Source organism: uncultured Chitinophaga sp. (assembly GCF_902168175.1).
Classification (GTDB): Bacteria; Bacteroidota; Bacteroidia; order Chitinophagales; family Chitinophagaceae; genus Chitinophaga.
Window position 1 is genome coordinate 46,390 of sequence record NZ_CABHOU010000021.1, and the last position, 14,234, is coordinate 60,623.

Consider the following 14,234-nt stretch of genomic DNA (forward strand, 5'->3'; position numbering starts at 1 on the left):
ATATGCAACAGCAACAATACAGCAACCATGTACGTTTTTACCCACCGCATCACTTTGTGTTTTACCCCGTAGTATTAGCCGGCACAACATTCGCTGTGTTCCGTTATTTCCGTGAAGGCGGGCTGGAATGGTTGTTTGTGGCGTCACTGTTTATCATATGCGGCTGGTTATCGTTCATGCTGCGGCAGCATTATGCGCTTACGCTGCAAGACAGGATCGTGAGGCAGGAAGTACGTTTCCGTTATTATACGCTTACCCAAACCCGCTTCGAAGTGCTGGAACCACAACTGTCGTTATCGCAGGTGCTGGCGTTACGTTTCGCATCAGACCTGGAGTTACCGGGACTGGTATCGCGGGCTATTGCGGAGAAGTTGTCGGCCGACGAGATTAAGAAAGCAATTAAACAGTGGCAGGGGGATTATATGCGGGTGTAGATCCAGGTGTCTTTAACCCATGGTTTGCGTTCCCTGATCAAAAAGCAATATAAGTGGCTGCCGCAAAGGCTTTGCCTGAAGAAAAATACCGCGATAATTAAAGTGATATGGGCAGGATGTGATAAAATGATTACCATACTCACCCGCAGGATACAAAAAAAGGCCGCACGAAGCGGCCTTTCTCTTTTCTCCATTTTATTAATCAAAAATCAGTTTATTGAACGTCCCACCATACACGGCTGGTGAGGGTAACGCCAGCCTGCTGGGCCTGTTCGTTACTCTGAGTTTCCGACTCGGGATACAGCAGCCTGCGGGGAATGTCCGACAGTGCGCCATCAACTTTTGTAAGGGCGGGGAAGCCGGTACGTCTCCAGTCGTTAAAAGTTTCCAGGTTCAGGAAGTTGGCCACCGCCTTTTCTTCGATGATACGCTGAATGCCGTTAACTGCTGTAAGCGGGCGGCTGGCTACATAAGCCAAAGCAGCCACCGAAGTAGTATCGATACCCAGTTTGTGCAGATGCGAATTAATACCAGAAACATAGATGGGCTGTGCTGCAGCGAAGCCAGATTTACGGAACACCGCTTCTGCCTTCAGGAATATCGCCTCCGAGTTGTTGAATATGTAATTAGACGATGCGGCTGCGCCGTAGAAGTCGCCCAAGTACGAGTAATTGAGCAGGCTGCCGCTGGGTGGCGTACCTACTCTCCTGCCCACATAAGTACCACTGTTCACTGCAGGTTTTACCATTTTAGACAAACGGGGATCTAATCTGCCCTTCAGTGTTTCCACGATTGTTTCGTTCAGCACGTAAGTAGTAACAGGCAGGAAGGTATAATACCAGATGTTTTCTGTAGAAGCATTGCCCTCGTAAGTAAACTTCCAGTCGTCCGTATTGGCCGTCATACCATTCTGTAACGCAGCCAGTGCGCTATCCGACTGTACAGCAGCAGTGTAACCGGGTGCTTTGGTAAGGTGCATGAAATAACGGGCTTTTAAAGAGTAGGCCAGTTTTCTCCAGGCAACCATATCTCCCTTATAGAAATAATCATCAGAACCTGGTTTAACACCTGCATTCTTCGAGATATCCACCAACGCATTATTCAGCAGCGACTGGATGGTTTTATAAATCTCTTCCTGTGAATCGTATGCTACAAGAAAGTTGTTCTTATCAAAAGCCTTTGAGTAGGGAATATCGCCCCAAAGGTCGGTAGCGTTACCTAATACATAAGCCGACAGTATCTTTGCAACCGCCGCATAGTTCCAGCTTTCAGTAGCTTCCGCTTTCTGGTTCAGGATTTTCAGGTTGTTGAGGCAGGTAACATAGTACATCGTCCAGTCGCCATTCACATCCGCATTAAACAACTGGTAGTTCGCTATTCCAGGGTTAGCCTGGTTAGGCGCTATGTTTTGCAGATAGTTATGGATGAGCAGTGCGCTGAAACCACCAGCTATGTTATCCGAAATATTCATCTCGATGGGCGATAACAGCAGCGAGGGCTGCACATCGGTAGGATTGTTAGGGTCCTTATTTACATCGAGAAACTTTTTACACCCACCTAACAGCAGTGCAGATATCGATAAAAGAGCAATTACTTTTTTCATGTTCAATAAGTTTTGTGGTACGATTAAAAACCAATCCTGAGCGCTACGTTAAATGAACGGGAAGTAGGCGTGGTGAACGCGTAAATCGACTGCGCACCGTTGCCTGTTCCATAAGAACTAACTTCCGGATCGGCGCCATCAAAATTGGGAGCATGTATCCACAGGTTCCTGCCGGTTACAGACAGAGAAGCAGATTTAAATGGTGTTCTTGACAACACAGATGGTTTCATATCGTATGCAAGCGTTAACTGGCGCAGTTTGATGAAAGAGCCATCCTGGATGGTGCTTTCGTACTGCCTGCTCTGCCAGTAAGTTTGCCCGTCAACCGTTACCGTATTAGGTTTATTATCCACCTCGCTGATACCTTCAATTACCATAGGACCACGTTTTTCGGTAGCTTTTACCGTACCGTAAGTGTAGCCGTATGCGTTTACATCATTCTGTACATCGCCGCCCTGTTTCATATCCAGGAAGAAGCTGAACGTAAACTGTTTGTAAGTAAACACGTTATTGAGGCCCGCCATGAAATCGGGGTTTGCGTCGCCCACAATGCCCTGGGTTGGATCTACCACAGGCAAACCTGCAGCGGAAATCAGCACCTGGCCATCTGCGTTACGTTTGTAGCGGTTACCATAAAATATATTGTAAGGCTGACCTACGATCAGGCGGCCCAGCTGGTTGATGCCCGGGGCAAGCGCCAGTACTTCATTGCGCAGGCGGCTGAAGCTGAGCGTTGTTCTCCAGTTAAAGTTTTTATTCTTCACCGGTATGGCACTCAGTAATATTTCAATACCCTTGTTCTCAATTTCAGCACTGTTGATGGTGGTACCAGTGTAACCAGTAGCGCTGGAAATCAGCGCACCAGGAATAATACCATTCACCGATTTACGCTGGAAGTAAGAACCTTCGAAAGTGATACGGTCTTTCAGGAAGTTCAGTTCCAAACCAGCTTCGTATTCGTTCAGCCTTTCGTTGGTGAGGTTAGGATTACCCAATGTTGTGCTTAACAGGAAGCCCGACTGGCCCTGGAAAGGGAACTCGAAGTAACCGGCATTGGTGTTTCGGCCTGCCCTTACGTAGGGGGTGTTAAGGGCGTAAGGTCCTACCCCATCGTTACCCACGGTAGCGTAAGACAGACGGAGTTTACCGAAGTTCAGCACACTCCTGGCGCCTTCACCCAGCAATTCAGAAAACACAAAGCTGGTAGCCACAGAACCGTATGGATAAAACTGTTTATCAGAAGCCAGTACCGAGCTGCCATCGTAACGGCCGGTAAGCGCCAAACTGATGAAACGGTTGTATTCGATGTTAGCCTGCGCGTAGAAACCTACTTTACGGGTAAGGTAGTTATACTGGCTGGAGCTGAATGTGCTGGCACCGGAGATGTTGTTGAAGTCATCGATCGTAAGACCAGTACCAGTAGTATTCATCGCATTGCTGTACGAAGAGAAGATGTTATTACCTACCAGTGCGTTCACATTAAACTTACCGAAGCTGTTGTTAGTGCTTATGATCAGGTCGTTGTTAAACTGGCGGAAGTTGGTGTTGATGTGGTGAACCTGTCCGGTAAGACCGATCTGCGGACTTGGACGTTCTGTATATTTCACTTCCTCCATGTATAAATCCGCACCCAGTCTTTCCGTGATGGTTAACCATTTTGTGGGTGTAGCGTTCAATGTATATACCGGGATGAACCTGTTCACCTTATCGTTGTTTTCGATATTGTTGATGGTCCACTCAGGCATGTTACGGGAGAAGCGGTAGCCACGCTGCGTACCATCAGGATTGAGGATAGGGAAAGGATTCCAGGAAACGGGCTGGCCGTACAATACGAACAACGGGCCGTTGCTGGCGCCTTCCGGCAGCCTGTTTTGTTCAGAGTTGGCGTAGTTAAGCTGGAAAGTAGAGTTGAAATACTTACCCATCTTAGTATTATACTTCACGAAAACAGAGTGCCTTTTGAAGAAGTTCTCAGGCATTACGCTTTTCTGGTCGAAGTAAGAATAGCTGGCGAAGTAACTCGAATTTGCATTACCCCCATCTACAGAAATATTACTGTTAGAGGTGATACCCGTGCGGAAGAAATCATAAGGATCGTACTTAGTGGCTTTTTTACCGCCCACTGTAAGGGTATCCATTAGTGGCCCCCAGGAAAGGCTGGATTTCTGTGTATCACCATCATAGTAAACACCACCCGTACCTTGCGCATACTTGGTTTGTCTTTCTGGCAACCATGGCTTTTCGAACGAAAGTTCAGAGCCCAGGGTTACAGAAGGCGCCCTGTCCGCACCATTTTTAGTGGTGATCAGCACTACACCTCTTGCACCGGCAGAACCATATAAAGTAGTAGCCGCAGCGCCTTTCAGTACGCTGATGCTCTCGATGTTAGCCGGATCGATATCCACGATACGGTTACTACCAGAACCAGCGGCAATCTGACCGGTTTCGTCGTTGTTAACGGGAACACCGTCTACCACGAACAGTGCCTGGTTGCTACCGTTTACAGAGGTATTACCCCTGATAACGATAGAGGCCGAAGCACCCGCAGTTCCCGAAGAGCTGGTGATTTGCACACCAGGGATTTTACCCGCCAGTGTGTTTACCAGGTTAGGCTCCTTGGTTTTAGCGATTTCTACGCCAGAGAGCTGTTGCGTGCTGTAAGTCAGCGTACGCTTTTCGCGCTTCACACCCAGGGCCGTTACCACCACATCGGTTAATGAAACAGCGCCTGACAATAAGGTTATATTAAAGTCCGTTCTACCCGCCACAGTAACTTCCTGTGCGTCGAACCCAATGCTAGACAGAAGCAGCACGCCATTCTCTCCCACATCCAGTTTAAAAGTGCCATCCGAAGCCGAAACTGTAGCGGCTGTACCATTCTTCTCTCTAATCGTAACGCCAGGCACGGGGCTGCCTGTGGCGTCTGTGATCTTTCCCTGCACAGCCCTTTTCTGGGCCATGGCAGCGATCGAACAAAACATCATTAAAAACACTAAAAAACACGGAGCGTATTTTGTTAATGTTGTTGACTTTGGTGACAGTTGCATTGCAATTGTGTTTTTAGTAAGGAATAGTTTGCCAGGCCGGCACAGAGCGCCAGCATCAGTCAATTGGTATTATGTTGAATTGTTAAGGACTTGTTACATACCGCCGGTTATTTATACCGGCAGACGCTGTTGCGTATTAAAATCGATTATTGGTTTTCCCGGGCGCGGCGCCCTTTTGTTTTAGACTGATTGATTTTGATGATGGTAAGTAATACGAAAGCTATTTCTCTGACCGAAAACAAAGTCATGTTTCATAAGTGGACGTTATTTAAAATAATAGCATGAACCCTGTTATCCGAAATTAGCATAGATTATCTCATAAAACACCTCTCATTTCCCCCTATCGTTTTTTATTAATTGTTCACAAAAAATACCGTTTTCTCTTTCTCATATATACACTTGTCATTTCTACACTCATTAACCTTACTCAAAACTATTTTTATTTAGGCTGACTGAGCCAAAATAAATTAACCATTTATATGCAGATATTACCTTTAAACCCCATTATCGGGTTAATTTCTGCTAACTGGCGCATTTTAACGATAAAACCGGAAGCATTCACGATGGTGCCAGGCAGCTTGATAAGAAAAGCGTTTCCGCGATTGTTTTGGTGATATAAATGTAGGTTGATATGGACCAGGGACAAAATATAACTATAAGCGTTACGTATACGCATAAAAAAAGGCTGCGTGACTGCAGCCTTTTTTTATGCGTAGTATTATATCTTTTAGAAACGGTAACCGATGCTCAAACGGAAGTTACGGCGTGCTTCTACGATGTAAGTGTAATAACCGGCAGCGTTAGCGGCCAGGGTTGCCTGCGTAAGCAGCTTGCGATCGTCTAGCAGGTTGTTCACAACGAAACCAACATTGTACTTACCCAACTGGTAGTTTAAACCGCCATCTACCCTGAAGTAGTTAGGAATGTTAGATGTTTTGGTGGCGCCTACTGCACGTTCGGCCTGCCACTGAATACCACCTGATGCACCAAAACCTTTCAGCGGGCCATTGATCATACGGTAGTTCAGCCATGCGTTGGTTACATGTTTTGCTGTGTTAGGTGTGATATTACCTACTGTCTTCTTAGTTTCGTCTACGATGGTAGGTGATTCTTTGGATATCTTAGAATCGGTAAGCGCGTAGTTCAATACAACATTCAAACCAGGAGCGATCTCGCCATTGATATCGATCTCGATACCTTTGGAAGTTGTTTCACCCAGTTGTATCATTACGGCCTGACCACGGCTATCAACCAAACCAGTGTTCACTTTATCGTTCACCCTTTTTATCTGGTAAACGGTAGCAGAAGTGCTCAGGCGGCCTTTGAACCAATCTCTTTTAAGACCAAATTCGATATCATTACCTTTTACAGGATCAAACGCATTGCCAGAAGAGTCAATACCCGTTACAGGCACAAATGACTGATCGTACAAGGCATAAGCGCTGGTATTTTTATCGATAGAGTAGCTTAAGCCAACACGTGGTGAGAAAACGTCGTCGGTTTTATCGGTAGTGCGGTCGCGGCCAGTAACGACAGCGTGTGTAAAGCGACCAGCCAGCGAAAGGCGGAGCGTGTTGTTAAAGAAGCCAAGTTCGTCCTGAACGTAGGCCGAAGCGTAGCTCACAGAACTGATATAAGCCGAGTTGGCCGCACGTTGCCTTACGCTCCTGCTACGGTCCAGTTTTGGCATAGAGTCGAACGGAATACCGTATTTAGGATTGTAAACGTTAAATATCTCACCGCCAGCCAGTCTTATATCGTTCTTCAGGGTACGGAAGTCGCCCCAGAATTTCTTGTTGCCCATATCTAAACCAGCGAGGATACGGTGACGTACACTACCAGTATATTCTTCGCCACTGATAGAGAACTGACCGAACCTGTTCTCACCAGCTTCGTCGCCCTGGCTAACATACCGCCTCATATCGCCGTTCAATTCAATGCTTGACAGCCACATGCTGCTGCCTTCCATTGCAAAATTGAAATAGGCTACCTGTGCATGCGCTTTCCACTTGTCATTAAACTCATGATCGAAATACAGGTATGCACTGTGATCTTTCAGGGTGCTGGGCTCCAGGGATGGGTCCTGGTAGAAGAAGTCGTTTTTGATACCCTCGTCCAGCAGTTTTTTGCGGGAGAAAGTATAGTTACCGTTACCCAGGTATTTAGAAGCCTGGTAAGTATATTCCAGCGTAACAGATGTTTTATCGTCGATCAGGTATTTCACCACCGGCGCGATTACATAACGGTTGTTGTAGTTATACTTAGTGAAAAAGTCTTTTTGCTGACCAGCCAGGTTAAGCCTGTAAAGCAGTTTACCGTCTTTGCTCAGTTTACCGTCGAAATCCAGTGCTGCGCGGTAAGTGTTGAAGCTACCCATGCTCAGGTTTACAGAACTGCGGGTCATACCGGTTGGTTTTTTGGTAACCACGTTATAGAAACCACCAGGTTCGCCGGCAGCCAGCATGAAACCGGCAGGGCCTTTTACGAACTCGATACGCTCGATCATAGAAGCATCTTCTGCGGTTGGGCCCCAACTCTGTTCGATGTTCATACCGTTACGGAAAGCAGGGATTTTAGAACCGCGCATACGGATGTTCGCGTATTGGTTGTCCCAGTGACCAGTGCGGGTAGCACCGCTCACATTACGGGTAATACCGTCTACCACATCAAACACCTGCTGGTCGGCCAGCACGGTAGATGATACTACCTGGATGTTCTGGGGAACTTCCAGGATAGGCGTTTGTAAGCGCAGGGAACCGGATACTTTATCTACTTTATATTTATTTCTTTCGCCATTGATTACTACTTCCTGCAGTTCTGCATTGGTAGCTTCCAGCTGAATGTCTATGCTTAAGATCTCATCGTCTTTCAGTTCTACTTCTTTCTGAACTGTTTTGTAACCGATCAGGTAAACCTGTACAGTGTAGCGGCCTGCATTCAGTTTTCTGAATACAAATTCACCTTTTTCGTTTGTCATACCACCCCTGTTCTTCTCTTTTAACTGCACAGTAACGTAAGCAGCGGGAGATCCGTCGTTGGTAACCACCTTCCCCTTAATTGCGGAAAGCGGTTCTACGCCAGCCAAAACCGGCAGGGCGCAAACGATAGCGAAGAAAACAGCTATCAGTGTGGCAATACTTTTAAGTTGAATACGCATATAGAAATATTAATGAAATGTTAAATTCCGGCCGCAAAGGTAGCCCCACACAGAGAATTTCCGTTAATCGGATCGGGAAAAAGACTTACGCAATGCGGAAAAAGAATGGAGAGGTTACGAGGAATTTATATATGTTGAAAATTAATTCGAAATCCCTCTGCGGCAGCGATATATTGCAATGCAGATTTGAGATGATTATATTTGACGCCCTATGTCGAGTGGCCTAGTAATGCAGATTTCCGAAAAGCTATTAACCTGGTGGCATTCCATGCTTGGCATTGGGGTGCGCCCCGGTATGTCGTTTATAGAAGCCAGGCGTACCCGGCTACTTAACCTGATCGCCCTGCCCACTATCCCCTTTATGCTGTTTTACACGATACTCAACTTTTGGCAGGAGCGTTATGTGCTGGCCACGGTGAATACACTGAGTATTACAGGCAACATAGCGGTATTATACCTGCATAGCGCCCATAAATACCTGAGTGCCAGACTTTTTCTGATCCTGTACAGTATTACACTATACACCTTTTCCGGTATCTATTTCCAGAACGGGGCAGAGTTTTTCCTGCTTAATATCCTCATTATCACCCTGCTGGTGTACGACCGGCTTTGGATAAAACTACTGTTCTCCACAATTACCATCTGCAGCTTCCTGGCCATCCACTTTATGCCGCAGGAAGCGGGATTTGCGTCCAACGTACCAACCGAACGTGCATGGGCCAACGTTTCTGCCTCGTTGTTTTTTATCATCATTGCCCTTACCTATTTTAAACAATTACATACCGACTACCTGCAGGTAACCGAAAACCAGCGCAGAGCCCTGGCCACCATGAACCGGGATAAGGAAAAGATGTTTTCCATCGTGGCGCACGACATCCGCAGCCCCCTCGCCACGCTGGAAGGCCTGCTGGATATGTTCCAGGTAGGAGAATATAGCGAAGCGGAGATGAAAGAGGCGGCGGAAATACTGCGTAAAAAGGTGGGGCAGCTCAGCGGCACACTGGATAACCTGCTCCGCTGGAGCATTGGCCAGATGAAGGGCATCCGTACGCAACCGGTGCTGTTCGAACTATCACCATTGCTGGAAGAGGTACTGGCTTTACTGGAATCTGGTTTCAAACAAAAAAACGTAGAAGTGACGGCCGACGTGCAGCATCAGCATGTGATGTTTGCCGATAGGGACCAGGCAGCCGTTATACTCCGCAACCTGATCAGTAATGCCGCTAAGTTCAGCCATCCGGGTGGCCATGTTTACTTACGATCGACCTCCAGACAACAGCGTTTGCTGATTGAGGTGCAGGACGAAGGCACGGGCATGAGCGCCGAACAGATGGACACATTATTCACCAACCGGGCCGAACCCGGTTTCGGCACTATGGGCGAGCGTGGTACCGGCCTGGGATTAATGTTAAGCCAGGAGTTTGCGGAACAGAACAACGGCGCTATTACTGTACAAAGCGTACCAGGGCAGGGTACCCTGTTTTTACTCGACATGCCCGCGCTGGAAGACGAAGACCGCAACTGGGGCTAAATAAATATTTCTCCCTTTAAATACAACACACCTTTACCCGCCATAGACACCCTTTCGCCAAGCAGCCTGCAATGCAGCACTCCCGTTCTTCCCGACAACTGCATAGCCACCAACTCACTTTTCCCTGATTGCTGCGCCCAGTAAGGTATCAGCGTAGTATGTGCAGAACCGGTAACCGGATCTTCGTTAATACCCGAAGCCGGCGCGAAAAAGCGGGATACGAAATCGCACTCATTTCCTTTCGCCGTAACAATAAGCCCCCTGGCATTTAAACCTGCTATTACCGGCAGATTGGGTTTCATATTTTTTACGTTCTCTTCCTTTTCAAATACCAGCATGTAATCCGTTTTACCTTTAAAAGCAGCAACGGGGCGCTTATCACTGGACGCTATCAAATCATCGGTTAAGGGCACTTCGGCAAATTGATCTTTGGGGAAATTAAGCACGAGCAAACCACCTTCTTCCTTTACTGTAAGGGCGCCGCTGCGGTGTGAATGAAAGTGAAGCGTATCTCCTTTAAAACCTTCGTGGTAAAACAACACAAAAGCCGTTGCCAGTGTGGCATGACCACAAAGGTCCACTTCTACAGCGGGCGTAAACCAGCGAATATCAAATCCGTTGCCGCTGGGCACGTAAAAAGCAGTTTCGGGAAGATTGTTTTCCGCTGCTATCTTTTGAAGCGTGTCATCAGGAAGCCATGTTGTTAAGGGGCAAACGGCAGCGGGGTTGCCTTTAAATACCTCGTCCGCAAAGGCGTCTACCTGGTAAAGTGTAATATTCATACCGTTGTTTTTTGTAAAGGTCGGCACTAAATACCAACAGACACAGATACAGATATCGAATTTATTTTGGGTACAGATTATAGCTGATTCTTCACCAGGTTGCCTAAACGTTTCAGGCTTAAGTTCACCTTATCGTTCCACTTCAGCGCAAAGTTCAGGCGCATACAGTTGTTAAACTGGTTATGGGCGGTAAACATTCGTCCGGGGGCAAAACTGATCTTCTGTTTTAGCGCGATATCGTACAAAGCTGTGGTATCAATCCGTTTGTCCAGTTCCAGCCACAACATAAAACCACCCTGCGGTTGGGATATTTTCGTGTTTTCAGGAAAGTAGTTCTCAATGGCCTGCTGGTACTGTAAACATTGTATGCGTAACGTGTGCCGCAGTCCGCGCATGTGATGATCGAAGCGGCCATTCTCCATAAAATCCGCAACTACTTCCTGATATAAAGCGGGATTAGAAATAGTTTGCAATAACTTCTGGCGGATCACTTTCTCTTTGAATTTGCCAGGTGCTATCCACCCTACCCTATAGCCCGGGGCCAGTGTTTTAGACACCGATCCGCACCACATCACCATGCCCGCTTCGTCATATGCCTTGCAGGGTTTGGGACGGGTGGCACCGAAAAAAAGGTTGCCGTACAAATCATCTTCAATCAGGGGAATGTTATACTCCGTAAGCATTTCGACCACTGCCTTCTTATGTTCGCCGGGCATTAAGCTACCTAAAGGGTTGTTGAAATTGCTGATCAGCAAACAGGCATTGATCCGGGGCAATACTTTTTTTAACGCGTCTATCTCCACGCCTGTAACGGGATGTGTGGGCAACTCGATGATATGCAGCCCCATCGACTTCGCCATTTGAATGATACCAAAGTATACAGGACTTTCAATGGCAATGGTGTCGCCACGTTGGGTTACGGCGAGCAGGCAATTGTAGATCGCGTTCATTGCGCCGGAGGTAGTTACCAGGTCGTCGGCCGTAAGTTGCCCTTCCAGCACAAACGACCATTTAGCCACGTTCCGCCGGAGGTTGATGCTACCCTGAACAGGCTCGTAACCGGTACCACTGTCTTCCATCATTTGCATGGCCTTAACAACACCTTTGTTCAGCCTGGCCACCGGCAAAAAACTGGTATCGGGCACACCCAGCGAAAATTGTGTGATATCTTTATTGGCGATGGTATTAAAAACCTTGCTGATAAGGTCTTCAGGGTGCTTTTTCCTATCCGCTAATTTCAACCGGCTTACGGATGGTAATGAAAACCGTCGCAGGGAATTGCTGCTTACGAAGTAACCCGACTTAGGGCGGGAGTCGATCAGTGATTTGCTTTCCAGTTCGAGGAAAGCCTGCTTTACCGTGTTGAGGCTTACGTTGTAAATCTTTTGTACGGCCCTGATAGAAGGCAGTTTATCGCCGGTTTTAAGTGTACCGGAGGCAATCTGTTCTTCGAGTATTTTACTGATTTTCAGGTACAGTATTTCTCTGGCCATAAGTAATAATTTACAACTGTTTTTCCATAAATACCGCCCCCTCAAACGGGTTATAGCAGTAAGGCCCAATTTCCTCAAACCCAAATGACTTGTACAACCTGATGGCCGGCTGCATTTCTTTGATCGTATCCAGGCGGATGGCAACATACCCCAACGACTTTGCCTCTTCCAGTGCCTGCACCAGCAACTGATGGCCTAACTGTTGCCCCCTGTACGCCGGGTCAACGAACATCCTTTTCAATTCGGCGGTGTGTGCATCCAGCTTTCTCACACCGGCGCAGCCGACTGGTACATCGCCATCGTAGGCCAGCACCAGTGCGCCCTGCGGATGATTATACTTCGTATCGATCACATCCAGTTCTTCATCGAACGACTGAAACGCGAGGTCGATATTAATCGCCTCTGCATATCGCCGGAAAAGCTGTTTTCCATCGTTAAACGCTTTGCTTGTTTTGGCTATGATAATATTCATCTGTATAAAATTCAGGAAAACCGCCAATTGAATACAGGTACAAAAATAGATTTATTTATGGGTACAGATGGTGTCCTGTTCAGTTATTAGCCTGTATATTTACTCATAACAATATCAGTTAAATGGAGCAGTACCTGTCATCATTCAATTTCCTGTCGGGTGAAGAAATAGCCTTTCTTTTGAGTAAAGGAAGGGCTAAAACAATTAAAAAGGGTGAGTTTTTTATCAGACAAGGCGCTGTATGCCAGGAAATAGCCTTTGTTGAATCTGGATTTTTCAGATCGTTTTATCATAACTCTGCGGACGAAGATGTGACCTACTGCTTCAGTTTTGCCGGGGCATTCGTAACGGCCTATTCGTCCTTCATCAGCCAGACCGCCACCTTCGAAAATATCGAAGCACTGGCAGACGTTACCATTTTCAGCATCCCGAGAGAAACGATTGTTCAACTTGAAGCAACCAGCGTAAACTGGGCGCGGTTTTCGAAAATGATGGCCGAGCAGGAGTTCATCAAGATGGAACAGCGGTTCCTGCTGTTTGTAAGGGAGAATGCAGAATACAGGTATAAAGATTTGTTGGAAAAGTACCCGGAGTATTTACAACTCATCCCTTTAGGTTACCTCTCCTCGTACCTCGGCATTACACAAAGGCATTTAAGCAGGATCAGGAAAGCGGTAATGATTTAGACATTTGTCCTTTTTGTTGACGCGCCGCTCCGCTTTCTTTGTATAAAAAAATTGAAACGAGTACTCATTATTAACGGGCATCCCGACTCATTAAGCTTTAACCAGGCGCTGTTCAATGCTTACAAAGAAGGTGCTTCCGAAACGGGCGCTATTATTTCCGAGATCAATATTGCGGAACTGGAGTTCAATCCCAATCTCAGCCACGGGTACCGGCAAAGGACCGTACTGGAACCCGATCTTCTTTTATCGATTGAAAAAATTAAAGCCGCCGATCATATAGTATGGATTTTCCCGGTGTGGTGGTACGGCTCCCCGGCAATCATGAAAGGTTTTATTGACAGGACATTTCTACCCGGAATTGCCTATCAGCCTGTAAAAGGAAAACCTTTTCCGAAGAAGCTGTTTAAGGGCAAAACGGCCAGGATCATTGTTACGGCAGATACGCCAAGGTGGTACGACATATTATTTATGCGCAGTCCTGCACTGAATCAATTTAAAAAAGGCACACTGGAGTTTTGTGGGATGGGCCCGGTAAAGGTATTATACATTGCGCCGATGAAAGATGCAAGTCAGGCGTTTCTAAAAAAACAAATAGATAAGGTGTACAGGCTGGGAAGGTTGTTGAAGTAAGCGCTCACAGCCCGGCCTCCAAACGCGCTTTGTGCCTAATTCCCCACTGCTCCAGTTGGCGAATGACGGGTAACAGTTCAAGACCACTCTGAGTTAGCTCGTACTCCACCCGCGCGGGTACTTCCGGGTAAACGGTGCGTACGAGCAGCTTCCGTTCTTCCATCTTCCTTAATTCCAATGTTAATATACGTTCGGTGATAGTGGGCACGAGCTTTTTCAACTCACCGAACCGCAGTTTACCATTTGCCAGGTAACAGCAAATGGCCACCGTCCATTGGCCGCTAATCTGGTTAGCCGCATAAATTTCAGGACAAGCAGCTTCCAGCAGTTGCTTATTTTCCTGGTGGGTAGATGATGGCTTTATTTTACTCATACTTACACTTTTGTTAGGTGCTTACA

General features: G+C 46.9%; 11 protein-coding genes. 4 read left to right on the forward strand and 7 right to left on the reverse strand.

Translation table 11 applies throughout. The annotated features are described in order from the left end of the window. The first annotated feature begins 2 nt into the window (after positions 1–2). Positions 3–434, forward strand: a complete 432-nt coding sequence (locus QZT80_RS02300; RefSeq protein ID WP_295117190.1) for a DUF6526 family protein — start codon at positions 3–5, stop codon at positions 432–434. Positions 435–648: 214 nt separating this feature from the next. Here the strand turns inward: QZT80_RS02300 and QZT80_RS02305 are convergent, their stop codons facing one another. The 3 genes from QZT80_RS02305 to QZT80_RS02315 all read right to left on the reverse strand — a co-directional run bounded on the left by QZT80_RS02305 (position 649) and on the right by QZT80_RS02315 (position 8,241). Then, positions 649–2,037, reverse strand: a complete 1,389-nt coding sequence (locus QZT80_RS02305; protein ID WP_295117192.1) for a SusD/RagB family nutrient-binding outer membrane lipoprotein — start codon at positions 2,035–2,037, stop codon at positions 649–651. 23 nt (positions 2,038–2,060) lie between these two features. Further along, positions 2,061–5,021, reverse strand: coding sequence for a SusC/RagA family TonB-linked outer membrane protein (locus QZT80_RS02310; protein WP_295117194.1), 2,961 nt, complete (start codon positions 5,019–5,021; stop codon positions 2,061–2,063). Between the two features lie 790 nt (positions 5,022–5,811). Beyond that, positions 5,812–8,241: a TonB-dependent receptor gene (locus QZT80_RS02315; protein WP_295117196.1), complete on the reverse strand. Its 2,430-nt coding sequence runs from the start codon at positions 8,239–8,241 to the stop codon at positions 5,812–5,814. Between the two features lie 211 nt (positions 8,242–8,452). On the opposite strand from QZT80_RS02315, the gene QZT80_RS02320 reads away from it, so the two are divergent. Then, positions 8,453–9,772, forward strand: coding sequence for a HAMP domain-containing sensor histidine kinase (locus QZT80_RS02320; protein WP_295117198.1), 1,320 nt, complete (start codon positions 8,453–8,455; stop codon positions 9,770–9,772). Here QZT80_RS02320 and QZT80_RS02325 read toward each other — a convergent pair. From QZT80_RS02325 to QZT80_RS02335, 3 genes are all read right to left on the reverse strand, one after another. Beyond that, positions 9,769–10,554 carry a PhzF family phenazine biosynthesis protein gene (locus tag QZT80_RS02325; RefSeq protein ID WP_295117200.1) on the reverse strand — a complete coding sequence of 262 codons (786 nt, stop codon included), beginning with the start codon at positions 10,552–10,554 and terminating at the stop codon, positions 9,769–9,771. The genes QZT80_RS02320 and QZT80_RS02325 overlap by 4 nt on opposite strands. 77 nt (positions 10,555–10,631) lie before the next feature. Then, a complete protein-coding gene (locus tag QZT80_RS02330) occupies positions 10,632–12,047 on the reverse strand; it encodes a PLP-dependent aminotransferase family protein (RefSeq protein WP_295117202.1) in 1,416 nt (471 codons plus the stop codon). Positions 12,048–12,057: 10 nt separating this feature from the next. Then, complete coding sequence (locus tag QZT80_RS02335; protein ID WP_295117204.1) at positions 12,058–12,519, reverse strand: GNAT family N-acetyltransferase; 462 nt, start codon at positions 12,517–12,519, stop codon at positions 12,058–12,060. 122 nt (positions 12,520–12,641) lie between these two features. On the opposite strand from QZT80_RS02335, the gene QZT80_RS02340 reads away from it, so the two are divergent. Both QZT80_RS02340 and QZT80_RS02345 read left to right on the forward strand, forming a co-directional pair. Then, the gene (locus QZT80_RS02340; RefSeq protein ID WP_295117206.1) at positions 12,642–13,205 is read left to right on the forward strand and encodes a Crp/Fnr family transcriptional regulator; all 564 of its coding nucleotides are present in this window, start codon (positions 12,642–12,644) and stop codon (positions 13,203–13,205) included. Positions 13,206–13,256: 51 nt separating this feature from the next. Next, on the forward strand, positions 13,257–13,835 hold the full coding sequence (locus QZT80_RS02345) for an NAD(P)H-dependent oxidoreductase (protein ID WP_295117207.1): 579 nt from the start codon (positions 13,257–13,259) through the stop codon (positions 13,833–13,835). Between the two features lie 4 nt (positions 13,836–13,839). On the opposite strand, the gene QZT80_RS02350 is transcribed toward QZT80_RS02345, so the two are convergent. Further along, positions 13,840–14,208, reverse strand: a complete 369-nt coding sequence (locus QZT80_RS02350; protein ID WP_295117209.1) for a helix-turn-helix domain-containing protein — start codon at positions 14,206–14,208, stop codon at positions 13,840–13,842. Positions 14,209–14,234: the final 26 nt, after the last annotated feature.

What these genes read in the sequence shown, in the direction of transcription:
- QZT80_RS02335 (WP_295117204.1), bottom strand. Translation starts at nt 12,519, where the DNA reads ATGAATATTATCATAGCCAAAACAAGCAAAGCGTTTAACGATGGAAAA.
- QZT80_RS02310 (WP_295117194.1), bottom strand. Translation starts at nt 5,021, where the DNA reads ATGATGTTTTGTTCGATCGCTGCCATGGCCCAGAAAAGGGCTGTGCAG.
- QZT80_RS02325 (WP_295117200.1), bottom strand. Translation starts at nt 10,554, where the DNA reads ATGAATATTACACTTTACCAGGTAGACGCCTTTGCGGACGAGGTATTT.
- QZT80_RS02300 (WP_295117190.1), top strand. Translation starts at nt 3, where the DNA reads ATGCAACAGCAACAATACAGCAACCATGTACGTTTTTACCCACCGCAT.
- QZT80_RS02315 (WP_295117196.1), bottom strand. Translation starts at nt 8,241, where the DNA reads ATGCGTATTCAACTTAAAAGTATTGCCACACTGATAGCTGTTTTCTTC.
- QZT80_RS02350 (WP_295117209.1), bottom strand. Translation starts at nt 14,208, where the DNA reads ATGAGTAAAATAAAGCCATCATCTACCCACCAGGAAAATAAGCAACTG.
- QZT80_RS02320 (WP_295117198.1), top strand. Translation starts at nt 8,453, where the DNA reads ATGTCGAGTGGCCTAGTAATGCAGATTTCCGAAAAGCTATTAACCTGG.
- QZT80_RS02305 (WP_295117192.1), bottom strand. Translation starts at nt 2,037, where the DNA reads ATGAAAAAAGTAATTGCTCTTTTATCGATATCTGCACTGCTGTTAGGT.
- QZT80_RS02340 (WP_295117206.1), top strand. Translation starts at nt 12,642, where the DNA reads ATGGAGCAGTACCTGTCATCATTCAATTTCCTGTCGGGTGAAGAAATA.
- QZT80_RS02330 (WP_295117202.1), bottom strand. Translation starts at nt 12,047, where the DNA reads ATGGCCAGAGAAATACTGTACCTGAAAATCAGTAAAATACTCGAAGAA.